20 protein-coding genes are annotated in these 23,462 nt (G+C 63.4%); 12 read left to right on the forward strand and 8 right to left on the reverse strand.

All coding sequences use genetic code 11. From position 1 onward, the window contains the following. Positions 1 to 38 precede the first annotated feature (38 nt). The 3 genes from QX034_RS22865 to QX034_RS22875 all read right to left on the reverse strand — a co-directional run bounded on the left by QX034_RS22865 (position 39) and on the right by QX034_RS22875 (position 4,256). Positions 39 to 2,222 (reverse strand): xanthine dehydrogenase family protein molybdopterin-binding subunit, encoded by a 2,184-nt coding sequence (locus QX034_RS22865; RefSeq protein ID WP_315707033.1) that lies wholly within the window; start codon positions 2,220 to 2,222, stop codon positions 39 to 41. A gap of 10 nt (positions 2,223 to 2,232) precedes the next feature. Continuing rightward, positions 2,233 to 2,682, reverse strand: coding sequence for a (2Fe-2S)-binding protein (locus QX034_RS22870; protein ID WP_315707032.1), 450 nt, complete (start codon positions 2,680 to 2,682; stop codon positions 2,233 to 2,235). A gap of 167 nt (positions 2,683 to 2,849) precedes the next feature. Then, a complete protein-coding gene (locus tag QX034_RS22875; RefSeq protein WP_315707031.1) occupies positions 2,850 to 4,256 on the reverse strand; it encodes an MFS transporter in 1,407 nt (468 codons plus the stop codon). A gap of 172 nt (positions 4,257 to 4,428) precedes the next feature. On the opposite strand from QX034_RS22875, the gene QX034_RS22880 reads away from it, so the two are divergent. Continuing rightward, positions 4,429 to 5,484, forward strand: a complete 1,056-nt coding sequence (locus tag QX034_RS22880) for an isocitrate/isopropylmalate dehydrogenase family protein (RefSeq protein ID WP_316195828.1) — start codon at positions 4,429 to 4,431, stop codon at positions 5,482 to 5,484. Between the two features lie 54 nt (positions 5,485 to 5,538). Here the strand turns inward: QX034_RS22880 and QX034_RS22885 are convergent, their stop codons facing one another. Continuing rightward, positions 5,539 to 6,609 carry a glycosyltransferase family 4 protein gene (locus QX034_RS22885; protein WP_315707029.1) on the reverse strand — a complete coding sequence of 357 codons (1,071 nt, stop codon included), beginning with the start codon at positions 6,607 to 6,609 and terminating at the stop codon, positions 5,539 to 5,541. 451 nt (positions 6,610 to 7,060) lie between these two features. Here QX034_RS22885 and QX034_RS22890 point away from each other — a divergent pair, with 451 nt between their 5' ends. The 4 genes from QX034_RS22890 (at position 7,061) to QX034_RS22905 (ending at position 13,095) form a co-directional block, all read left to right on the forward strand. Then, entirely contained in the window at positions 7,061 to 8,824 is a 1,764-nt protein-coding gene (locus tag QX034_RS22890; RefSeq protein WP_316195830.1) for an ABC transporter ATP-binding protein, read from the forward strand. A 105-nt stretch (positions 8,825 to 8,929) separates the two neighbouring features. Beyond that, complete coding sequence (locus QX034_RS22895) at positions 8,930 to 11,134, forward strand: amylo-alpha-1,6-glucosidase (RefSeq protein ID WP_315707027.1); 2,205 nt, start codon at positions 8,930 to 8,932, stop codon at positions 11,132 to 11,134. A gap of 68 nt (positions 11,135 to 11,202) precedes the next feature. Further along, positions 11,203 to 11,655, forward strand: a complete 453-nt coding sequence (locus tag QX034_RS22900; protein WP_315707096.1) for a PRC-barrel domain-containing protein — start codon at positions 11,203 to 11,205, stop codon at positions 11,653 to 11,655. A gap of 102 nt (positions 11,656 to 11,757) precedes the next feature. Beyond that, complete coding sequence (locus QX034_RS22905; RefSeq protein ID WP_315707026.1) at positions 11,758 to 13,095, forward strand: MFS transporter; 1,338 nt, start codon at positions 11,758 to 11,760, stop codon at positions 13,093 to 13,095. 26 nt (positions 13,096 to 13,121) lie between these two features. On the opposite strand, the gene QX034_RS22910 is transcribed toward QX034_RS22905, so the two are convergent. From QX034_RS22910 to fixL, 4 genes are all read right to left on the reverse strand, one after another. Continuing rightward, entirely contained in the window at positions 13,122 to 13,814 is a 693-nt protein-coding gene (locus QX034_RS22910) for a helix-turn-helix domain-containing protein (protein ID WP_315707025.1), read from the reverse strand. Positions 13,815 to 13,921: 107 nt separating this feature from the next. Beyond that, on the reverse strand, positions 13,922 to 14,329 hold the full coding sequence (locus QX034_RS22915; RefSeq protein WP_315707024.1) for a response regulator: 408 nt from the start codon (positions 14,327 to 14,329) through the stop codon (positions 13,922 to 13,924). Positions 14,330 to 14,407: 78 nt separating this feature from the next. Then, positions 14,408 to 15,025 carry a response regulator FixJ gene (gene fixJ / locus QX034_RS22920; RefSeq protein ID WP_315707023.1) on the reverse strand — a complete coding sequence of 206 codons (618 nt, stop codon included), beginning with the start codon at positions 15,023 to 15,025 and terminating at the stop codon, positions 14,408 to 14,410. Between the two features lie 6 nt (positions 15,026 to 15,031). After that, entirely contained in the window at positions 15,032 to 16,546 is a 1,515-nt protein-coding gene (gene fixL, locus QX034_RS22925) for a sensor protein FixL (protein WP_409977538.1), read from the reverse strand. A 244-nt stretch (positions 16,547 to 16,790) separates the two neighbouring features. Here fixL and QX034_RS22930 point away from each other — a divergent pair, with 244 nt between their 5' ends. The 7 genes from QX034_RS22930 to ccoG all read left to right on the forward strand — a co-directional run bounded on the left by QX034_RS22930 (position 16,791) and on the right by ccoG (position 23,452). Next, the gene (locus QX034_RS22930; protein WP_315707021.1) at positions 16,791 to 17,624 is read left to right on the forward strand and encodes a universal stress protein; all 834 of its coding nucleotides are present in this window, start codon (positions 16,791 to 16,793) and stop codon (positions 17,622 to 17,624) included. A gap of 27 nt (positions 17,625 to 17,651) precedes the next feature. Next, positions 17,652 to 18,077: an HPP family protein gene (locus QX034_RS22935; protein ID WP_315707020.1), complete on the forward strand. Its 426-nt coding sequence runs from the start codon at positions 17,652 to 17,654 to the stop codon at positions 18,075 to 18,077. Between the two features lie 349 nt (positions 18,078 to 18,426). After that, on the forward strand, positions 18,427 to 20,076 hold the full coding sequence (ccoN, locus tag QX034_RS22940) for a cytochrome-c oxidase, cbb3-type subunit I (RefSeq protein WP_315707019.1): 1,650 nt from the start codon (positions 18,427 to 18,429) through the stop codon (positions 20,074 to 20,076). Positions 20,077 to 20,090: 14 nt separating this feature from the next. Next, entirely contained in the window at positions 20,091 to 20,825 is a 735-nt protein-coding gene (gene ccoO / locus QX034_RS22945; protein ID WP_315707018.1) for a cytochrome-c oxidase, cbb3-type subunit II, read from the forward strand. A gap of 19 nt (positions 20,826 to 20,844) precedes the next feature. After that, on the forward strand, positions 20,845 to 21,009 hold the full coding sequence (locus tag QX034_RS22950; RefSeq protein ID WP_315707017.1) for a cbb3-type cytochrome c oxidase subunit 3: 165 nt from the start codon (positions 20,845 to 20,847) through the stop codon (positions 21,007 to 21,009). A gap of 5 nt (positions 21,010 to 21,014) precedes the next feature. Continuing rightward, positions 21,015 to 21,887: a cytochrome-c oxidase, cbb3-type subunit III gene (gene ccoP, locus QX034_RS22955; protein ID WP_315707016.1), complete on the forward strand. Its 873-nt coding sequence runs from the start codon at positions 21,015 to 21,017 to the stop codon at positions 21,885 to 21,887. Between the two features lie 98 nt (positions 21,888 to 21,985). Then, positions 21,986 to 23,452 (forward strand): cytochrome c oxidase accessory protein CcoG, encoded by a 1,467-nt coding sequence (gene ccoG, locus QX034_RS22960; protein ID WP_315707015.1) that lies wholly within the window; start codon positions 21,986 to 21,988, stop codon positions 23,450 to 23,452. Positions 23,453 to 23,462 lie beyond the last annotated feature (10 nt).

The following is a 23,462-nucleotide window of genomic DNA, read 5'->3' on the forward strand; positions in this document are numbered from 1 at the left end:
GGCGGCGGCATCGAGCGTGAGGCCGCCGCCGGCTCGTATCAGGCGAAGCTGATGTTCTGGTCGCGGAGCGGCACCGAGCGGATGCGTTTGCCAGTGGCAGCGAAATAGGCGTTCAGCACCGCCGGAGCAGCGACGCTGATGGTGGGCTCGCCGACCCCGCCCCAGAAACCGCCGCTCGGCATCAGGATCGACTCCACCTTCGGCATCTCGTTGATGCGCATCGAATTGTAGCTGTCGAAGTTGGTCTGCTCGATGCGGCCGTCCTTCACGGTGCAGCCGCCATAGAAGAGACCGCTCAGACCATAGACGAAGGAGCCCGCGATCTGCCGCTCCACCTGCGCCGGATTGACGATGTAGCCAGGGTCGGTCGACGCCACGATCCGATGCACCTTTATTTTGGTGCCGTCCGTGACCGAGATCTCGGCGGCGGCCGCGACATAGCTGCCATAGGAATGCAATTGGGCGAGGCCGCGATAGACGCCCTGCGGCGCTTCCGTGCCCCAGCCGATCTTGTCCGCAACCGCCTCCAGCACCGCGAGGTGCTTCGGATGGTCCTTCATCAGTTTGCGCCGGAACTCGAGTGGGTCCTGGCCGACCGCATTGGCGAGTTCGTCCATGAAGCATTCCAGATAGATCGCGTTCTGGTTCACGTTCACGCCGCGCCAGAAGCCCGGGATGATGTGCGGATTGCGCATGGAATGCTCGATCAGCAGGTTCGGCACCGAATAGCCAATCATCGCATCGCCCGAGGCATTGAACCCGGCAAAGGTCGCTGGGTCCTTGCCGTTCACCAGCGCGTCGGGGCGCAGGCTGTACAGGATCGACTGGCCGGAGATCCGGATATGCAGCGCGGTGAGGTTGTCGTCGGCATCGAAGCCGCCGGTCAGCTTGCACTGGGTGATCGGATGATAGCGGCCGTGCGTCATGTCTTCCTCGCGCGACCAGAGCAGCTTGATCGGCGTCCCCGGCATTTGCTTCGCGATCAGCACGGCCTGACGGACATAGTCGGTCTGACCACGCCGGCCGAAGCCGGTGCCGAGCATGATCTTGTGCACCTCGCATTTGTCGGCCGGCAAGCCGGTCGCCTCCAGCACCGCGGCGAATGCCGCTTCGCCGTTCTGCGTGCCGCACCACACTTCGCATTTGTCGGCCGTGTAAAGCGCGGTCGCGTTCATCGGCTCCATATTGGCGTGGTTCTGATAGGGATAGTTGTAGACGGCCTCGACCTTCTTGACCGCGCCGGCGAGCGCGGCCTTCACCTCGCCGTTCTCGTTGCCGACATAGGCCGGACCGGAGGCGAGACCTTCGGCGAGCCATTGCGCGATCGAGGCGGAGGACACCTTGGCGTTCGGGCCTTCGTCCCAGACGATCGGCAGCGCATCGAGCGCCGTCTTCGCATGCCACCAGGTGTCGGCGATCACGGCCACCGCGGTGCCGTCGACGGCGACCACCTTCTTGACGCCCTTCATGCCGGCGATCTTGGCCTCGTCGTAGCTCTTCAGCTTGCCTCCGGTGACCGGGCAATCCTTGATCGCGGCATTCAGCATGCCGGGCAGCTTGACGTCGATGCCGTAGGTCATGGCGCCCGTGACCTTGTCGGCGGTGTCGAGCCGCTTCACGCCTTTGCCGATCAGGGTCCAATCCTTCGGATCCTTCAGCTTGACGTCTGCCGGCGGCGAAAGCTTCGCGGCAGCTTCGGCGACCTTGCCGTAGGTCGTGCTCCTCTTTGAGGGCGTGTGGGAGATGATGCTGTTGGCGGCGGCGCATTCGGAGGCCGGCACCTTCCATTCGTTTGCCGCGGCCTGGATCAGCATCATGCGTGCGGCGGCGCCGCCCTTGCGGACATAATCCTGCGAAGCGCGGATGCCGCGGCTGCCGCCGGTCGAGAAGTCGCCCCAGACCCGCTTGCGGGCGACGTTCTGTCCGGGCGTCGGATATTCGGTCGTCACCTTGCTCCAGTCGCAGGCGAGTTCTTCGGCGACGAGCTGCGCGAGGCCGGTCAAGGTGCCCTGGCCCATCTCGGAGCGGGCGATCCGGATCACGACGGTGTCGTCAGGCCGGATCACGACCCAGGCGTTGACCTCCGGCGCGCCGTCGGCGGCGCGTGCCATTTGAGGTCCCCCGAAGGGGATGTCGAGCCCGAGTGCGAAGCCACCGCCGAGTGCGGCCGTGCCGATCACGAAAGCGCGACGATTGAGCCGAGGCGTCACGTGCTGGTTCATGATCGCCTCCTTATGCGTTCGCCGCGGCATGGATCGCCTCGCGGACTTGCTGGAAGGTGCCGCAGCGGCAGATGTTGGTGATGTTGTCGTTGATGTCCTGGTCGGTCGGCTTCGGATTGTCCTTGAGCAGCGCCGCCACCGCCATGATCATGCCGGTCTGGCAATAGCCGCATTGCGGCACGTCGTTGTCGAGCCAAGCCTGCTGCACCCGGTGCAGGGCGCCCTCGCTCGCCAGACCTTCGATGGTGGTGATCTGTTTGCCATCCGCTTCTGAAACGGTGACTCCACAGGAGCGCACCGCGGCGCCATCCAGATGCACGGTGCAGGCGCCGCATTGTGCGATGCCGCAGCCATATTTGGTTCCGGTCAGTCCGGCGTTCTCGCGGATCGCCCAGAGCAGCGGCGTATCGGGCTCGACATCGAGCGTGTAGGATTTTCCATTGATCGTGAGGTTTGCCATCGCATGTCCCCGGTTCGTTCAACGCGCCCGTTGAACTAATGGCGGCACTGTGGCCCGAAGCCTGGAATCCTTCAAATCAAGAATACGCGTTTGAGTCGCGGAAGAGACGTGATCGTGCGGTGTTCGCAATCACGTTGAGCCGTTGTGTGCGTGCGAGCAGCGACCGCCTATGCGTTCCGCGGCGGTGTCACGGCAAGCCGCAGGAAGCTCATGGCGCTGCCGAGCGCGGCAAATCCGGCGCCCAGCGCCAGGGCCAGCGTTGCGCCTTGGTGGCCCGCCAGGCTGAAGCAGAGCGCAGCGAGCGCCGCCCCTGTGGTCTGGCCAGTGAGCCGGGCGGTTGCGACGATGCTGCTTGCGCTGCCGCTGCGGTGCGGCGGTGCGCTCGACATGATGGCCTTCATGTTGGGAGCCTGGAAGAAGCCGAAACCGATGCCGCAGATCAGCATGCGCCAGACGATGTTTGGGATGCTTGGGTTCTCAGGTAAGAGCGCGAGCAGCGCCATGCCAAGGCCGAGCAGGACGAGGCCGATGCCGCCGAGCAGACCGGCCGGGAAGCGGTCGGAGAGCCGGCCGGCGATCGGCGCCATGATCGCAACCGCCAGCGGCCACGGCGTCATGAAGAAGCCGGTCTCGACCTGCGAGCGATGCAGGATGTCCTCGAAATAGAAGGGCAGCGACACGAAGCCGAGACCCTGGACCGAGAACGAGCAGACCGCGGTTGCCGCCGACAGCGCGAACATCCCGCGGCGGAACAGATCGATCGGCAGCATCGGCGCCGGATGCTCGGCATGGCGCCGGTTCAGGATCAAGCCGAGCACGACCGCGCCGGCGAGTTCGATCACGACCGCGAGCGGAGCCGCGCCGTGAGCGGCGCTGCCGATGGCGGTGATGAAGAGGCCAAGGCAGCCGGCCGCCAAGGCGGCGCCAAGAAAATCGAAGCCGTGCGCGGCGCGCGGCGTCCGCGGTAGCATCCTCAAGCCGATGATGATGGCGACCAGGCCGAACGGCAGGTTGACCGCGAACAGCCAGGGCCAGGAGCCGAGCGCGAGAATGCCTGAAGCGATCGTCGGCCCGAAGGTGAAGGCGATCCCGACCACCAGCGCATTATGGCCGAGGCCGCGCCCCAGCATCTTGCCGGGATAGACATAGCGCACCAGCGCCGTGTTCACGCTCATGATGCCGCTGGCCCCCAAGCCCTGCAGCGCGCGGGCCACGACCAGGCTCGGCAATGACCAGGCGAGTGCGCAGCCGACCGACGCCAGGGTGAACAGCACCAGCCCGCCCAGATAGATGCGTTGATGGCCGACGATCTCGCCGAGTGCACCCAACGGCAGCAGGGTTGCGACCAGCGCGATCTGATAGATATTGACCACCCAGACGACATCAGCAGCGCTGACGCGCAGGTCCGACGAGATGGCGGGCAGGGCGATATTGGCGATCGCGGTGTCGAGCGAGGCCATTGCCAGCGCGGTGAAGATGGCGGCGATCGCCCAGCGCCTCCGTCCTTCCGGCAAGCCGTCGGAGGCCGTCTCGCCGGTCGCGGCATGCTTTGGGGCGTGGTGGCGGTTGGACATGCAAGAGCCCTGGGGTATGCCGGCGGCGGATGTGGCGATGTACTACGGAGCCGTCGGTTTCCCCAGCGGTCCCAGCGCATGGCCGTATGCGCGGATGTCGCTCTACCGGCGGTGGCGCGGCAGCGATCCCCATGTTCAAACAACGCGAATTCCAGACATGGAGAGGTGAGCGATGCGGATCGTGGTTCTGCCCGGAGATGGCATCGGGCCGGAAATTGCAGTGGCGACCAGCCAGGTGCTGCGCGCGGCCTCCGAACAATTTCAGCTTGGCCTGGTGCTCGAGGAGCACGCGGTCGGCCATGCAAGCCTCGCACAATTCGGCACCACCGTGCGGCCTGACCTGCTCGACATTGTCCGCGGCGCCGACGGCCTGATCCTGGGGCCGAGCGCGACTTTCGATTTCAAGGACGAGGCGCGCGGCGAGATCAACCCGTCGCGCTATTTCCGCAAGAACCTCGATCTGTTCGCCAATATTCGCCCGGCCCGGACCTATCCCGGCCGTCCCGGCCGCGTCGGCGAATTCGATCTGGTGGTGGTGCGCGAAAATACCGAAGGGTTCTACGCCGACCGCAACATGGAGGAAGGCAATGCCGAGCTGCGGGTCACGGCTGACGTCGTGGTCTCGCTGCGGCGGATCACGCGGCAATGCTGCGAGCGCATCGCGAAGGTTGCCTGCGATCTCGCCATGGCAAGGCGCAAGCGGCTCACGATCGTCCACAAGGCCAACGTCCTTAGAATGGGCGATGGAATGTTTCTCGACGTCTGCCGGGAGATGGCGCTCGGCTATCGGGGCCTCGTGGTGGAGGAGGTGCTCGTCGACGCCGTCATGGCGCATGTGGTGCGCGAGCCGGGCCGCTTCGATGTGCTGGTCACCACCAACATGTTCGGCGACATCCTGTCCGATCTCACCGCCGAGCTATCCGGCAGTCTAGGGCTCGGGGGCTCGCTCAACAGGGGCGCGGATCATGCCATGGCGCAGGCCGCCCACGGCTCGGCGCCCGATATCGCCGGGCAGGACGTCGCCAACCCGGTCTCACTTATTCTTTCGTCCGCTCTGCTGTTGGCTTGGCACGGCGACCGTATCGGCGCACCTCGCTTCGTCTCCGCAGGCGCCGCGATCGAACGCGCCGTGGCGAAGGCGATCGCGGACGGGCAGGCGACCCGCGACATCGGCGGCACGCTCGGCACCGCGGCGGCGGGCGCTGCGATCGCCGCACGATTGACGTAACGCGAAGGGCCGGACCGTGAATTGATCCGGCCCTGCCATTACGTATGTGGTGTGCTATTCGGCACTGCTGACGAGCTTGATGCGCGGCTCCGCCTCATTCATCAGGCTGCGATAGGCGGCGAGATAGTCCAGCGCCATGCGCCGAGCCGTGAAACGGCGCTCGAACTGCGCGCGCACACGGGCGCGGCTGAGATCGGCAAGCCGGCCGACGGCTGCGACCGCGCTGAGTTCGTCCTCGACAATGAAGCCGGTGATGCCGTCGTCGATCACCTCCGGCACCGAGCCGCGGTTGTAGGCGATTACAGGTGTGCCGCAGGCCATCGACTCGATCATGACCAGGCCGAACGGTTCGGGCCAGTCGATCGGCAGCAACAGCCCGAGGGCACCGGAGAGGAATTCCGCCTTTTCGTTGTCGCTGATCTCGCCGATATAGTCGACCAGCGGATTGCCGTTGATCAGGGGATAGATGAGCTGATCGTAATAATCCTGGTCGGCGCGGTCGACCTTGGCCGCAATCTTGAGCGGAATGCCACAGCGCATTGCGATCTTGATCGCGCGGTCGACGCCCTTTTCCGGTGCGATGCGGCCGAGTACGGCAAGATAGCTCGGCGTCGCGGCCTTCGGTTTCAGCAGCATCTCCGGCAGGCCATGCAGCACGGTGCGGACCCAGTTCGCGTTCGGCACGGGGCGGCGCTGCGCATCCGAGATCGAAACCACCGGAACGTCTTTGAACGCGGAGAACACCGGCTGATGCTCGGGCAGGTCAAGCCTGCCATGCAGCGTCGTCAGGAACGGTGTCGGCTGGCGATAGAACAGCGACCACGGATAATAGTCGAGATGGAAGTGCAGTATGTCGAATTCCTCCTCGTCGCATCGCTGCCGCACGTTTTCCAACATCACCATGTGAAGGGCATTGGGGTCGCGGACCGAGCCGTCGAGGCGCAGCGCCCGCGGCCATGTCGCACACAGCTTCGCCGACGTCTGTGAATCCCCGCTTGCAAACAGGGTGACGTCATGGCCGAGCGCGACCAGCTCTTCGGTCAACCAATGAACCACCCGCTCGGTGCCGCCATAGAGCTTCGGAGGCACAGCCTCCGTCAATGGAGCAATCTGCGCAATGCGCATCTCACCGTCTCCCGTCTCTGATCATGGATGAAGATCCCCCGATTGGCACCGGCGTCGACGAAAGCGAGAACGTATTCGCATCTGCGAAGTTCCCTTCAACAATCATTGTTTCTCCGCCACAACGTTTCCACCCGAGGTCTCATTGATGCCATCTCGTCCGCCGAAGCTAGTCGGCCGCGTGCGTGGGACGCCGCTTCGATGGAGATGCAAGTGTCACGGTTCTGACGTTCGTATCATTTCGTGGCGCGCTCATTGACGAGCGTCAGGATCGAAGAACACTAGCAGATTCAAGATTATAGTTTGGCTTTGGATCTGACATTCGCTATCAGAACTCGCCTCCCTACTGTCGCGAATGTCCGATCCGCCACGCGAGTGGAACCGAACAAATGAGTTCGTCGTTGATCTGCTCGGGGCCCGGGCTAGTTCCTCATCAGCCCAAAACGGACATCACATGGACCAGCTTTCAGGTTACGCGCATCGACCCTTTCCCTTCGTCATGCGCTATCTGCGCCAGCGCCCTGTCTCACACCTCACGATCCTGTCGGCCGTTGTCGGGGCAGTTGCCTGCTCGGTGGGAACGCAATATGGCGTCAAATTTCTAGTCGACAGCCTGTCCGCGGGACCTGGGGGCGTGGGGCAGGTTTGGACCGCCTTTGCCGTCCTGATGGCACTGATTGCGACCGACAACATCTTGTGGCGCGTGGCGAGCTGGATCGCGAGTTTCACGTTTGTCCGCGTCACCGGCGATTTGCGCCGTGACATCTTTCGCCATCTCACAGGACATTCCCCGAGCTATTTCGGTGACCGGCTTCCCGGCATGTTGTCGAGCCGTATCACCGCAACGTCCAATGCCGTGTTCACGGTGGAAAACATGTTCATGTGGAATGTGTTGCCGCCGTGCCTCGCGACGATCGCGGCCATCATATTGATTGGAACCGTGAGCGGAGCCATGGCTGCGGGGATGCTCCTGATCGCCGCCGCCATGGTGTTCGCGATGTTCCGCCTCGCTGCCGCGGGCAAGCCGCTGCACGACGACTTCGCCGACAAGGCGGCGATTGTCGACGGCGAAATGGTGGATGTGATCTCCAACATGCCGCTGGTTCGGGCGTTCTGTGGTCTGCGTCACGAGCATGACCGCTTTGACGCCACCGTGGACAAAGAACTGATCGCGCGCGGCCGCAGCCTTCGTTATCTGGAGAAGCTGCGCGTCCTGCACGCGACCGTCACGATCGTACTTACGATCGCCCTGATGGCCTGGGCGATCTCGCTGTGGCAGAAGGGTGGCGCGACCACGGGCGACGTCGTGCTGGTGTGCACGCTAGGTCTCTGCATTCTGAACGCGACTCGTGATCTCGCGGTGGCTCTCGTCGATGTCACCCAGCACGTCGCGCGCATGAGCGAGGCGATTGCCACTCTTCTGCAGCCGCACGAACTGCGCGATCATCCCGACGCCGAGCCGCTGGCCAAGAGCGGGGCCGCGATCGCCTTCAACAACATCACGTTCCAGTATCCCGGCGGCCAGAAGATCTTCGAGAACTTCACGCTGCGGCTGCAGCCGGGACAGCGGGTGGGCCTGGTCGGCCAATCCGGCGGCGGCAAGTCCAGCCTGTTCACGCTGCTGCAGCGGTTCTACGATCCGCAAGGCGGCAATATCACGATCGATGGTCAGGACATCGCGAAGGTTACGCAGCTGAGCCTGCGCGAGGCGATCTCGGTGGTGCCGCAGGACATTTCGCTGTTCCACCGCTCGATTCTGGAGAACATCCGCTACGGCCGCCCGAATGCGACCAACGACGAGGTGCTGCGGGCCGCCATCGCTGCGCGCTGCGACTTCGTCGACAGCCTGCCCGAGGGTCTGCAGACGATGGTGGGCGACCGCGGCGTCAAGCTGTCCGGCGGCCAGCGCCAGCGGATCGCGATCGCGCGCGCCTTCCTCAAGGACGCTCCGATCCTGCTGCTCGACGAGGCCACCGCCGCGCTCGACAGCGAATCCGAAGAAGCGGTCCGCGAGGCGCTGAACCGCCTGATGCGCGGACGGACCGTGGTCGCGATCGCGCACCGGCTCACCACCCTGCGGAACTTCGATCGCGTGGTGGTGCTGAAGGCCGGCAGGATTCTCGAGGACGGTCCGCCGGACCGCCTGATGCAGGGCGAGGGGCCTTATCGCGAGCTTGTGACCCAGGAAATGAGCCGGCTCGCCAAATTCGCGGCCTGACCGATGCACGACACATGAGCGTGGTGTAGAAGGGGACACCTCGCTCATCCGTTTTGCGTTCATTGCCTCCACTCAAAGCGCAATCCAACAACGCACGAGGTCAAGATGTCGGCCGAAGTGGCAAGCAAGCTTTCATCGACGGCGCGCACCGACGAGGCTGTGGCCGAGCAGCCCTTCTATATTCCGATGATGGGGCCCGCGGCGAGGCCGCGGCGCTCGCTCAAGCATGACGACACCTTCATCGTGCTGGACGACCATGGCGACATCGGCGCGTCGGCCGGCGGCCCCGACGGACTCTTCAATGCCGACACGCGCTATCTGGCACGGCTCGAACTGATGCTGGACGAGGTCCAGCCGCTGTTGTTGGGATCGAGCCTGCGTGACGACAATTCGGCATTCACCGTCGATCTGACCAATCCCGATGTCTACAACCAGGGCCGCCTGGTGATGTCGAAGGACATGCTGCACATCGTGCGCACGATCTTCCTCTGGCGCGGCACGGCCTACCAGCGGATTGGGATACAAAACCACGGTGACCGCCGCGCCTCCTTCGATTTGAAGCTGACCTTCGACAACGACTTCGCCGACCTGTTTGAGGTCCGCGGCACCACTCGGCGGCGTCGCGGGACGAGTTCGAGCAAACTGGACGGGCCGGCGGGCGTGCGGCTCGAATATCGTGGGCTCGACGGCGTCACGCGGACGACGGCTCTCAATTTCGACCCGCGCCCGACGCGGCTTTTGGTCAATATGGCAACCTATCATCTGGAGCTGGCGCCGCACGAAACGACCTCTCTCTTCGTAGCGGTCTCCTGCAATACACCGGCCGGCGAGCGGTCGGGACGGTTCTTCCGCAGTCTGCTCGCCCATCGTCGCGAAATGCGCCGCTGCAGCTCTGGCGCGACCTGCATCGAGACCTCCAATGACATCTTCAACGAGGTCCTATGCCAGGCCATGGCCGACCTCAACATGCTGATGACCGATACGCCGCAGGGCCGTTACCCCTACGCCGGCATTCCCTGGTACTCGACCACGTTCGGCCGCGATGGGCTGATTACGGCGATGCAGATGCTGTGGGTGGATCCGCGGATCGCCCGTGGCGTTTTGCGCCGGCTCGCCTTCTATCAGGCCAAGGAGACCGACCCGCTTGCCGACGCAGAGCCCGGTAAGATCCTGCATGAGATGCGGGGGGGCGAGATGGCAGCGCTGCGCGAGGTGCCGTTCGCGTGCTATTATGGCAGCGTCGATTCTACGCCATTGTTCGTCCTGCTCGCCGGGCTCTATTACGAGCGGACCGGCGATATTGATACGCTCCGCGAGCTATGGCCGGCGATCGAGGCGGGCCTACGATGGATCGATGGACCTGGCGATCCCGATCGCGACGGCTTCGTCGAATATCAGCGCGCCTCCGAGCAGGGCCTCGCCAACCAAGGCTGGAAGGATTCCTACGACGCGGTCTTTCATGCGGACGGCAGGCTCGCGGAAGGTTACATCGCGCTTGCAGAAGTGCAGGGCTATGTGTTCGCCGGCAAGCTGCTGGCGGCGCGCACCGCGCGGCATCTCGGCAAATCGGAGTTTGCCGACGGGCTCGAAGCCCAGGCGGCGCGTCTTGCCGTCCGTTTTGAGGACGCCTTCTGGTGCGATGAACTCAACACTTACGCCCTCGCTCTCGACGGCGAAAAGAAGCCATGTCGCGTGCGCAGCTCGAATGCAGGTCAGCTCCTGTTTAGCGGCATGGCGCGCGACGATCGCGCCCGTAAAGTCGCTGCAGATCTGATGCGGCCGCATTTCTTCTCGGGCTGGGGCATTCGCACCGTGGCCTATGGTGAGACGCGTTACAATCCGATGTCCTATCACAACGGCTCGATCTGGCCGCACGACAATGCCCTGATCGCGCTTGGGCTGGCGCGCTACGGTTTCAAACATGCGGTCGAGCGGGTGTTCAAGGGCCTGTTCGACGCCGCAGCCTATATGGACCTGCGCCGGTTGCCGGAATTGTTCTGCGGTTTCCGCCGGGAGAGAAACCGCGGGCCGACGCTGTACCCGGTCGCCTGTGTGCCGCAGGCCTGGGCCAGCGCAACCCCGCTCACCTTGCTGGAAGCCTCGCTCGGATTGGAGTTCGATGCGGTCAGAGGTGAGATCCGGCTGCGTAACCCGCGGCTGCCGGCGTTTCTGGATTGGGTCGTGCTGCGTGATCTGCAACTCGGATCCTCGATGGTGGATCTGCGCCTGCGCCGTCACGGCGAGGATGTCTCCCTGGAGGTGTTGCGCCGGCGCGGACAGATCCAGGTTTCGATCGTGCTTGCGCATTGACGGTTGACAGGAGCCCGGGAGATCGCATGCGCCGCTGTCACATCGCCTTTGTCACATCGCTGCTCGCAATGCTGGCGAACGGACTGACGCGAGCAGATGAGCTGCCGGCTGCGACACCGTCGCCTGCTCCGACGGAGACGCCAGCGCCGGCTGCAAAGGAACCGGTGCCGCCACCATCGGTCACGATTCTCGGCGCGCGCGACGCGCACAGCATCCTTGGCCGCGACGTGCGCAGCTCCAGCGGTGAGGACATGGGCCACATCGTCGACGTCATCGTGGACCTCACGGGCACGGTCCGGGCGGCCGTGATCGACTTCGGCGGCTTCCTCGGAGTCGGCAGCCGCAAGATCGTGGTCGATTGGACTGCGCTCAATTTCGCGCATCTCGCCGACAAGAGCGATCACATCACCCTCGATCTGAACAAAGAGCAGGTCAAGGCGGCGCCGGAATACAAGGAAGACAAACCCGTTGTCGTGTTGGGGGCGGCGGGCAAGTTGTCACCTTGGCTTTTTGATCATTGAGTTCGTTCTGAGATTCCGGGTCTGACGTGGTGCTTGCGCCGGCCTGGAGGACAGGGTGTCTGCGCCCACCGATCGAGACTCTATATTGAGACACGGAGAGCCATGCTGATTGCGCGGCCGTCCAGATCGATTGACCGAGGCAGTCCCGATCGCCGCGATGACGCGGACAAGCGCGCTCGCCCCAACGCCGGGCTGAGCCCGAGCCCGCCGCCGCCGCGACAGCCGCAGCCTTCTCGGCAGAGCCGGCGTGGTCTCGACTGGTTCATCTTCTTCCTCGCCGATGTGCAGACCGGGTTCGGACCGTTCATTGCGGTTTATCTGACCACCCAGAAATGGACACAGGCTCAGATCGGCCTGGTGCTCTCGATCGGCGGCATCGTCGGCCTGATTGGCCAGATGCCGGGAGGAGCGATCATCGATGCCGCGAAATCGGAGCGACTGGTTGCGGGCCTTGCCGTCGGGACGATCGGCTGCGCGGCGCTCGCCTATGCTGCTTGGCCGATCTTTCCCGTGGTGGCGGCGGCGGCAACGTTGCATGCTGCAGCCAGCTGCGTCTTGGGGCCGGCGATCGCGGCGATCAGCCTCGGGCTGGTCGGACCGCGTGGCATGGCCCGGCGGCTGGGCCGCAATGCCCGCTTCGCCTCGCTTGGCAATGGCGTGGCTGCCGCCGTGATGGGGACCTGCGGCTATCTGCTCTCCAGCCGCTCGGTGTTCCTGGTTACCTTCGTCCTGGCGTTTCCGACGCTCATTGCGCTGTCGCGGATTCGGGATAACGAGATCGATATCGCGCGAGCGCATGGCGAGGCGGGCCCGCGCGACCAGGAAGACGCTTGGTTTGCAAGCCTTTTGAACTTGCTGGGGAAACGGGCACTCGTGATCTTCGCCTGTGGCGTGTTCCTGCTGCAGATGGCCAATGCCGCGATGCTGCCCTTGATGGCGGGCGTGGTGACGACGCGCTCCAGCGAATGGGCCACGGTTTTGATCGCTTTCTGCATCGTGGTCCCGCAGGCTATCGTGGCTTTGACTTCGCCGTCGGTGGGGGCCGCGGCGCAGTCCTGGGGCAGGCGTCCGCTTCTGCTGCTGGGGTTCGGAGCGCTGGTGATTCGCGGGCTATTGTTTGCGGTGGTGCACGATCCCTATCTGCTGGTCGCAGTGCAGATCTTCGACGGCATCACCGCGGCCGTCTTCAGCGTGATGGTGCCGCTGATCGTGGCGGACGTTGCCTTCGGCAGCGGTCACTTCAATCTGGCGCAGGGCATCGTCGGAACCGCGACAGGCATCGGCGCATCGCTGTCGACCGTGCTTGCCGGCTATGTCAGTGACAAATTCGGCAGTCCCACCGCCTTTGCCGGCCTTTCGGGGGTGGCGATGCTTGGCCTCTTGCTGATCGCGCTGCTGATGCCGGAGACACGGCAGCGCCACAACAGAGGGCGTCCTTGAGCGACGGGGGGGGGGCAGAGGCGGCTTCAGGCGTCCATGCTGCACAGGCGCTGGCGGTTGCGCAGCACGATCTGGCGGGCGCCCGAGAAGCCGAGAATGCCCTGGCTGTGCAGCTGCGACAGCGCCCGCGACACGGTCTCGAGCGTGAGGCCGAGATAGTCGCCGATATCGCGGCGGCACATCGGCAACGCCATCATGCCGGCGACCGCGAGGCGGCGATCCATTTCCAACAGGAAGGTCGCGACCCGCTCCATCGCGGTTTTGCGTCCCAGGAGCAGCATGTGGTCTTCGGCGTGGCGCAGATCATTGGCCGTCATGGTCCAGAGCTTGCGAGCCACGTTGACGTCGACGGTCGCGGAATGCTCAAGGCTACGGCGCTTCACGAGGCGCACCGTGGTATCGATGATTGCCTCGGCTGCGAGGCGGTGCACGGTCCCGGATTCAAGCCCGAACGCGTCGCCGGGGAGGTGGAAGGCGCCGATCTGGCGGCGGCCATCGGATAGCAACTTGTAGCTGCGGACAGCGCCTGAAATCACCTGATAGACGTATTCGGCCGGCTCGTCCTCGCCATAGATCTCCTCGTCCTTCTTGTAGGAGAATTCGGTGGCGATCAGCCCGGCATGGCCGGTGATCTCGGCAAATTGGTTGACGACAGGAGCTGGAGCAGGCTGGCCGATATTCGTGCTGATGAGCGAACCGGTGAGCGACTGATTGAGCATAACCATCTCCTTTGCGGCGGATGGTGAATGGCTACAGTGCGGCACCCGTTCAGGAAATCTAGCGCGATATCTTAAGGGGGTTCCCTTACGTAGATCTACGTAGGTGGTCAGGCGGCCGGGCCGGGATCGGTATCGATCTGCCGCTCATTGATCGCATTCCGTACCCGTTTGACCAGGTTCTCGTCCAACAGCGGCTTCAGCAGGAAATCGTAGACGCCCGCGGCGGCGGCGCGCGTGGCGAGCTTGTCGTCATAATGGCCCGTGATCAAAACAACCGGTGCCGTGGCGCCGCGCCTGCGCAAGTCGTTGGTCAAGTCCACCCCATTCATATCGGGCATCTTGTAATCGATCACGAAACAGTCGATCGGGGCATGGTCGAGCGCATTCAACAACGCCGTGCCGCTGCGAAAGGTCCGCACGTCGAAGCCGTCGGTCTCCAGCAGGAATTGGAGCGAGCTGAGCACGCCAACGTCATCGTCGGCGACATAGACCTTGGGTTTCGGGATAGCCGACATTGCGAGTGCCGCGCACGTGCATGTTGAAAGGATAATTTTCAACATGCATCCGAATCCAAAAGATCTGCTTGATCTGGCTCAATCCTTCAGTGCACCGGCGCGCATCGCAAGTCGCACCAGCTCGGACAGGCTGTTTGCGCCCATCTTGGTCATGACGTTGGCGCGATAGACCTCGATGGTGCGCGGGCTGATGTCGTATTCGCGGGCGATCAACTTGTTGGACATGCCCGCCATCAATCCATCCATCACCTGACGCTCGCGCGGGCTCAGCGTCGCAATCCGCACGAGAATGTCCTGCGCGGCAGCTTCATTCTTGGCGGCGGGCTCGGCCCGGCGAATGGCCGACTCAATCATGGCGACCAGGCGCTCGTCCTCGAAGGGCTTCTCCAGGAAATCGAGCGCACCGAGCTTCATCGCCTCGACGGCGAGCGGGACATCGCCATGCCCGGTCATGACCACGATCGGGAAGCTGGAATGCTCGACCTTCATCCGCTTCAGGAGTTCGATCCCGTCAATGCCGGGCATCCGCACGTCCGAGACGACGCAGCCGAAGGATAGTTTCGGGAGGGTATCGAGAAAGCTTTGGGCGTTCTCGAACAAGGTGACCTCGAATCCCGAGGAGTCGAGCAGGAAGTTGAGCGAATCCCGCATCGCCTCGTCGTCGTCGATCACATAGACTCTCGCCTTTTCCGCCATTTTGGCTCAACCTTCGTGGGACGCAGCCGGGAGCGTGAAGCGGAACGTGGCGCCGCCCGCATCATTGTTTTCGGCCCACATGCGTCCGCCATGGGCCTCGATGATCGAACGGCTGATGGACAGGCCTACTCCCATTCCACTGTCCTTGGTGGTGAAAAAGGTCTTGAACAGGTTGGGCATGACGTCTTCATGGAACCCTGTTCCGGTATCCGAGACCGCGACCTCGATCAAGTCGTCACTGAACTTGCGGTTGGTGGCCACTAGCTCCCGCCGGCTTGACTGCGCCATCGCCTCCAATGCGTTACGGAACAGGTTCACAAGCACCTGCTGAATCTGCACCCGATCGGCGAGCACCAGGTCGGCCTCCGGGTTGAGGTTGAAGCGGAGCTGGACGTTCTGCTCGCGCGCGCCGGCGAGCCCCAGCGCGCCGGCTTCCTCGATCAGCTTGGACAGGCTTTCGACACGCTTTTCCGACTCCCCGCGCGAGACGAAGTCGCGTAGCCGCCGGATGATCTGTCCGGCGCGAATCGCCTGCTCGGCGGCGCGATCCATCGCACTCTCGACTTTGGCCGTGTTCGGATCGGTGCTGCCGGCGAGCAGCCGCCGCGAGCCTTTCATATAGTTGCTGATGGCAGCCAGGGGCTGATTCAACTCGTGCGCGAGTGCGGATGCCATCTCGCCCATTGCGGTCAGGCGCGACACGTGAACCAGCTCGGATTGCAGCTCCCGCAGCCGCGCCTGGGTTTGCTGGTGCTCGGTCAGGTCATGGGCGAAGCCGGTGAAATAGGGCTGGCCGCCCGACTGCATTTCGCCGATCGACAGATGCATCGGGAAGGTCGTGCCGTCCCGGCGCCGTCCGGTCACGATTCGCCCGATACCGATGATGTGGCGCTCATGGCTCGCGTGATAACGCGCCAGATAGCTGTCATGCCGCGATCGGTCCGGCTCGGGCATCAGCTCGCTGACGTTCATCCCGATCGCCTCCGGCTCGCTATAGCCGAACATCCGCTCTGCAGCAGTGCTGAAGAACTGGATAATTCCATGGCCGTCGATCACGATCATCGCATCGGGCACCGTGTCCAGGATCGAGCGGAAATGCCGTTCTCGGATCCGCAGCGCGTCTTCGAGTTGCTTCTCCTGGCTGATGTCGAGCGCAATGCCGCGAAGATAGCGCGCCTCCCCGGTAGGGCCGGCCGCAATTCCGGCCAGCAGGCGAACCCATTGTCCGCTCGTGGCCGCGCCGGGTACCTTGAACGCTATGTCGAAGCCGGCGCCCCGGAGGCGAGCCTGTTCGATCGCCGTTGTCACGGAGGCGCGGTCGCCCTCATTCAGCAGCGACAGGAACGAGGCGAGCGTCACCGGCTGGTCGGCTGCAACCCCGAACAGCTTCCGGGTGGTTTCCGACCAGTACATTTCCTGGGTTACGAGATCGAGGTCCCAGGCCCCGAAGCCCAGGGAGCGGGCATTTTCGGGACGTATGGCTGCGTCGGGAAAGGGTTGGGTTACGCCGCGCACGTTCAGTCGTTCGCCCCATAATTTGTTGCCACCGGTGTTCCCGGTGGGATCTCCATCCTACACCAAATTATACCGTTGGAAGTGTCGCATCGTCCAAAGTTTGGCCATTGATTCAAGGCTTGCCCGGAAGAAATCTCGTCCGCCGTCCGGACGAACCGGTCCGGCTGACCGCCGGTTACATTGATCTATCTCATCACGTTCTCGGATTTCATCCCTAAGAAGGCATGGAAGCAATGTGTGGAGGGATGGGATGACATTCGCAACGGTGATGGTGAGCCTTGCGCTCGACCAGCCGAACGAGGCCCGCCTCCATGTTGCGGGTGATATTGCGGAACGTTTTGGTGCTGAGGTGATCGGGGTGGCGGCGGGGCAGTTCAGTCCGCCGCTGTATTTTACGACCGGCGAACAGGCGCAGGACCTGATCTGGCAGGGCGAAGCGGCGGTGAAGCGCAAGCTCGCAGAGCTGGAAACGGTCTTTCGCGAGAGCCTCAAGACCCGTGCCGGCACCGTGAGCTGGCGCAGCGCGCTCGATTTCCCGACCCGCTACGTGCTGGCCCAGGCGCGCGCCGCCGACATCCTGGTCTGCGGCGGCCAGAGCGCGGCCTTTTCCGATGCCTTCACATCCGCAAGCCCGAAGGACCTGGTGATGGAGTCGGGCCGTCCGTTGTTGCTCGTACCCGACAGCGCCGGCTGGCTCGATCTGCGTAGCGTGCTGGTGGCCTGGAAGGACAGCCCGGAATCGCGCCGTGCGGCGGCAGATGCCCTGCCGCTGCTCAGCAAGGCCAAGAACGTGGTGGTGGCCGAGATCCTCGAAGACAACGGGGAGCGCGATGCGTGCGAATCGCGTCTTGGGGACGTGGTCTCCTGGCTGGGGCGGCACGGCGTGATCGCTTCGGCCAGAGTGGTCGAGCGGACCGGGGGGCGGGATGTGGCCGCCGCGATCGATGCGGTGGCTGACGACGTCACGGCAAGCCTCGTGGTCGCGGGCGCCTACGGCCATTCGCGATTTCGCGAACTCGTGCTCGGCGGGGTCACGGAACATCTCGTGACCCAGGCGCGACGTTGCGTGTTGCTGTCACATTGATGCGACGAATTTGAACAGGATAGCACCTTGTACAGATTTCTCGAAGAGACCGCCGGCAATTACATGATGCGGGGAGTGAAGACGGTCACCCGCGACACGACCGTGCGCGAATTGAGCGAAATGCTCGACCGCGACGATTTCAACTCCTATCCGGTCGTCGAAAACGGCGCGGTGATCGGCATCGTCACCAAGTTCGACATGCTGAAGTGCTTCGCATTCACGCCGAATCAGATGTTGCCGCGTTACAGCGACCTGATGAACCGTGCGGTCGCGGACATCATGACGACGGAGTTCATCTACGTCCGGCCGGATACCAAGCTGACGCGCGTGCTGCAGCTCATGGTCGAGCATCGCATCCGCAGCGTGCCGGTGACGGACGGCCAGAATCATCTGGTCGGCATCATCGCCCGCGAGGACATCGTGCGTGCGCTTGCCGCGGCGGCAGGCGACTAGCGCGGCGAATTTGAAGCCCGGTCAGGTCGTTCGCAGCTCGTCATCGGAAGTTCAAATTCAAAGCCGCCGTGGATAGGGGCGGGATCTCGGACGTCGTGCGAGCTTTACCGTCGATCGGCTCCGAAAGGCTCGGGGGCGAGCGACAACGCGTGCTGCGCCCGCGATCGCGCAACGCGGCTTGACGTTGCCCGTATCGATACGGGCGATCTCGTCATGGACGATCTATCCTGGTCGTTCCGCTGAATACATCGAGAGCAGAGCGTGCATTAGCAGCCTATCTTGATTTCGATCAATTCCCCGTGTGCGCGATTATGGTTGCTGGTCTCGTCTTCTTTCAGCGAGATTCCGCATGAGCGCGTCCTCAACAGCAAAATCAATGACCATCGGCGAAAGTGGGCTCTCGCTCATATTCGCCGTCACCGCTTTCCTGTGCGTCTTCGCCGCGGCGAAAGCGCTGGATCCGGCTTTCGCGTTCCACGCCTCGCTCGGGGCGGCGGCGAGCGCGGCGGCCGTGTTCGTGATTCTCAACCGCTACTTCGAGCGGCCGGCCGAACTGCCCGCCCAGGAGATCAACGGCCGTCCGAACTACAACCTCGGCCCGGTCAAGTTCGCGTCCTTCATGGCGATGTTCTGGGGCATCGCGGGTTTCACGGTCGGTCTGCTGATCGCATCCCAGCTCGCTTGGCCCTGGCTCAATTTCGATCTGCCATGGACCAGCTTCGGGCGCTTGCGTCCGCTGCACACCTCGGCGGTGATCTTCGCGTTCGGCGGCAATGTGCTGCTTGCGACCTCGTTCTACGTGGTGCAGCGGACCTGCCGCACGCGCCTGGCCGGCGATCTCGCGCCCTGGTTCGTTGTGGTCGGCTACAACTTCTTCATCCTGATCGCGGGCACGGGCTATCTGCTCGGCGTGACGCAGTCGAAGGAATACGCGGAGCCGGAGTGGTACTCCGATCTGTGGCTGACGATCGTCTGGGTCACTTATCTGCTCGTGTTCCTGGTGACGGTCATCAAGCGCAAGGAACCGCACATCTTTGTTGCGAACTGGTTCTATCTTGCCTTCATCGTCACCATCGCCGTCCTGCACCTCGGCAACAACCCGGCGCTGCCGGTCTCGCTGCTCGGCTCGAAGTCCTACATCGCGTGGGGCGGCGTGCAGGACGCGATGTTCCAGTGGTGGTACGGTCACAACGCGGTCGGCTTCTTCCTGACCGCCGGCTTCCTCGCCATCATGTACTACTTCATCCCGAAGCGGGCGGAGCGGCCGATCTATTCCTACCGGCTGTCGATCATCCACTTCTGGGCGCTGATCTTCCTCTACATCTGGGCCGGTCCGCACCACCTGCATTACACGGCGCTGCCGGACTGGGCGCAGACGCTCGGCATGACCTTCTCCATCATGCTGTGGATGCCCTCCTGGGGCGGCATGATCAACGGCCTGATGACCCTGTCGGGAGCCTGGGACAAGCTGCGGACTGACCCGGTGCTGCGCATGCTGGTCGTCTCGGTCGCCTTCTACGGCATGTCGACCTTCGAAGGGCCGATGATGTCGATCAAGGTGGTCAACTCGCTCAGCCACTATACCGACTGGACCATCGGCCACGTGCATTCCGGTGCGCTCGGCTGGGTCGGCTTCGTCTCCTTTGGCGCGCTGTACTGCCTGGTGCCGTGGGCCTGGAATCGTCGCGGTCTCTACAGCCTCAAGCTCGTGAACTGGCACTTCTGGACGGCGACGCTCGGCATCGTGCTCTACATCTCCGCGATGTGGGTCTCGGGCATCCTGCAGGGCCTGATGTGGCGGTCCTACACCTCGTTGGGCTTCCTCGAATATTCCTTCATCGAGACCGTCGAGGCGATGCATCCCTTCTACATCATCCGTGCCGCCGGCGGCGCGCTGTTCCTGATCGGCTCGCTGATCATGGCCTACAATCTCTGGATGACGGTGCGTGTCGGTGAGGCGGAAGTCGAATCGCCCGTCGCGCTTCAGCCGGCGGAATGAGGAGCGGTTACACCATGTCTTTCTGGCAACGACACCAAGTCATCGAGAAGAACTCGATCATCCTGGTCATCGGCATCCTGCTGGTGATCGCGATCGGCGGCCTCGTCGAGATCACCCCGTTGTTCTACCTGAAGAGCACGATCGAGGCGGTCGATGGGGTGCGTCCCTACACGCCGCTGGAATTGGCCGGCCGCAACATCTACGTCCGCGAGGGCTGCTACCTCTGCCACTCGCAGATGATCCGTCCCCTGCGCGACGAGGTGGAACGTTACGGCCACTTCTCGCTCGCGGCGGAGAGCATGTACGACCATCCATTCCAATGGGGGTCGAAGCGCACAGGTCCTGACCTCGCCCGCGTCGGCGCCAAATATTCCGACGATTGGCACGTCACTCACTTGACCAATCCGCGCGCGATCGTGCCGCAATCCGTCATGCCCGGCTATCCGTTCCTGAAGGAGACCGAGCTCGACGCCAGCAATATCGCGGATCATCTGAAGACGCTGCGTGAGGTCGGTGTGCCCTATACGGAAGAGCAGATCGCCAACGCCGCGGCCGATCTCAAGGCCCAGGTCGATCCGGACAGCGCCGACGCGGAAGCGCTTATCAAGCGTTATCCGAAGGCGGTGGTCCGCAATTTCGACGGCAAGCCGGGAGCTCCGACTGAGATGGACGCGCTGATCGCCTACCTGCAGATGCTTGGAACGTTGGTCGACTTCAAGCTCTACAACGAAAAAGCCAACCTCCGCTGAGCTTGGGAAGGCAAGAATCATGAAGCCCATCCTTGTGATTGAGAATATCGCGTCGTCCCTGGTGACGACGCTGTGGACCCCGATCTTCGTCGCGATCTTCATCGCGATCGTGACCTATGCCCTCTGGCCTCGCAACCAGGCCGCTTTCGACGAGGCGGCGCGCATGCCGTTGCGGGAGGATTAATCATCATGGCTGACCATAACGAAATCGACACTGTCTCCGGCACCGCCACAACCGGCCATGCATGGGACGGCATCAAGGAGCTCAACACGCCGCTGCCGCGGTGGTGGTTGATCACCTTCTATCTTACCATCGTCTGGGCGATCGGTTACTGGGTCGTCTATCCGGCCTGGCCGCTGATCTCCACCAACACCAAGGGCCTGCTCGGCTACTCCTCCCGTGCGGAGGTTGCGGTCGAACTCGCCAATCTGGAGAAGATCCGCGGGGAGAAGATGGCGGCGCTCGCGACCGCCCCGCTCGCCGACATCGAGAAGGACCCGGCGCTGCTCGCGCTGGCCCGCGCCCGCGGCAAGACCGTGTTCGGCGACAATTGCGCTCCGTGCCATGGCACCGGCGCGACCGGCTCGAAGGGCTTCCCGAATCTGAACGACGACGATTGGCTGTGGGGCGGTACGCTGGACCAGATCGAACAGACGATCCGTTACGGCGCACGTTCCGGCAATGCGAAAGCGCATGAAGGCCAGATGCTCGCCTTCGGCAAGGACGGAGTCCTGAAGCCGGCGGAGATCATTGCGGTTGCCAATTATGTGCGGTCACTCTCGGGCCTGCCCACCCGGCAGGGCTACGACGCTGCCGCGGGCGCCAAGATCTTCGCGGAGAACTGCGCCGCCTGTCACGGCGACAATGCCAAGGGCAATCCGGAGCTCGGCGCGCCAAATCTGACCGACAAGATCTGGCTGTACGGCTCGGATGAGGCGACGTTGATCGAGACCATCACCAATGGTCGGGCCGGTGTCATGCCTGCCTGGGAAGGGCGGCTCGATCCCGCGACCATCAAGGCCATGGCGGTGTATGTCCACTCCCTGGGTGGTGGAAAGTAGCGGAATTCCAACGGAAATTTCGCTTCGATTGAGCTGGATCAAACGCGCGGCCGGAGGCGAGCATACCTTCGGCCGCAAATGCGAGATGTATCCCAGCCATGAACAAGACGGTAAGACCGGAAGACCTGCAGCCGGTTGACGATTCCGGCCCGCTCTACGCGGCGCACAAGAAAGTCTACCCACAGAGCGTCTCCGGGACCTTTCGCCGGATCAAATGGACACTGATGGCGCTCTGCCTCGGCGTCTATTATTTCCTGCCGTTCGTGCGCTGGAATCGCGGTCTCGGCGCGCCTGACCAGGCGGTGCTGATCGATTTCCCGAACCGCCGCTTCTACTTCTTCTTCATCGAGCTGTGGCCGCAGGAGGTCTATTATTTCACCGGGCTTCTGATCATCGCTGCGGTCGCGCTGTTCTTGATGAACGCGATCGGCGGCCGCATCTGGTGCGGCTATCTTTGCCCGCAGACGGTCTGGACCGACCTGTTCTATGCGGTGGAGCGGCTGATCGAGGGCGACCGGCGCGAGCGCATGAAGAAGGACGCCTCGAACGATCCGATGAAGCTTGAGCGCGTCTCCGAAATCGTGCTCAAGCACTCGATCTGGCTTTTGATCGCGTGGTGGACCGGCGGCGCCTGGGTCCTCTATTTCAGCGATGCGCCGACCCTGGTGAAGGATCTCGTCACCTTCCAGGGACCGGTGCTCGCCTATGTCTGGATCGCGATCCTGACCGCGACCACTTACCTGCTTGCGGGCTTCATGCGCGAGCAGGTGTGCGTCTACATGTGCCCGTGGCCCCGCATCCAGGCTTCGCTCACCGACGAATGGGCGCTTAACGTCACCTATCGCTATGATCGTGGCGAGAAGCGGATGTCGGTCAAGAAGGCCGCCGAGCTGCGGGCCCTGGGCGTGAAGGCCGGCGACTGCATTGATTGCCGGCAATGCGTCGCAGTATGCCCGACCGGCATCGATATCCGCAACGGCGCGCAGATGGATTGCATCCAATGCGGCCTGTGCATCGATGCCTGCGACACCGTGATGGCCAAGATCGGCCGTCCAACCCGACTGATCGGTTACGACAACGACATCAACATCCACCGCCGCCAGGAAGGCAAGCCGCCGATCTATCGGCCGGTGCGTCCGCGCACCCTGGTCTATGGCGCGATCATTGCCGGGGTAGGCGGCTTCATGGTCTACACGCTGGCGACCCGCTCGTTGCTCGACGTCAACGTCCTGCATGACCGCAATCCGCTGGCGGTGAAGCTGTCCGACGGCTCGATCCGCAACGCCTATACGATGCGCGTGCTCAACAAGCACGGTTTTGATCGCGTCATCGCCATCGATATCGAGGGGCCGGCGAACGCGACTGTCCACGTCGTCGGCGCCGATTCCGTCACACCGGACCGGCCGATGATCGTGGTCGGACGCGACCAGACCGAAGAGCTGCGGCTTCTGGTCACCGCGCCGGCCGAGAATAATCCGGAAAAGTCGATCCCGGTGAAGTTCCACATCACCGATATCGGGCTCGGCGTAGTCGCCTCCGCCACTGACAATTTCGTCAATCCTTGAGCTTTGAGGA

This window comes from Bradyrhizobium sp. SZCCHNR3119, assembly GCF_032487775.1.
In the GTDB taxonomy this organism is placed as follows: Bacteria; Pseudomonadota; Alphaproteobacteria; order Rhizobiales; family Xanthobacteraceae; genus Bradyrhizobium.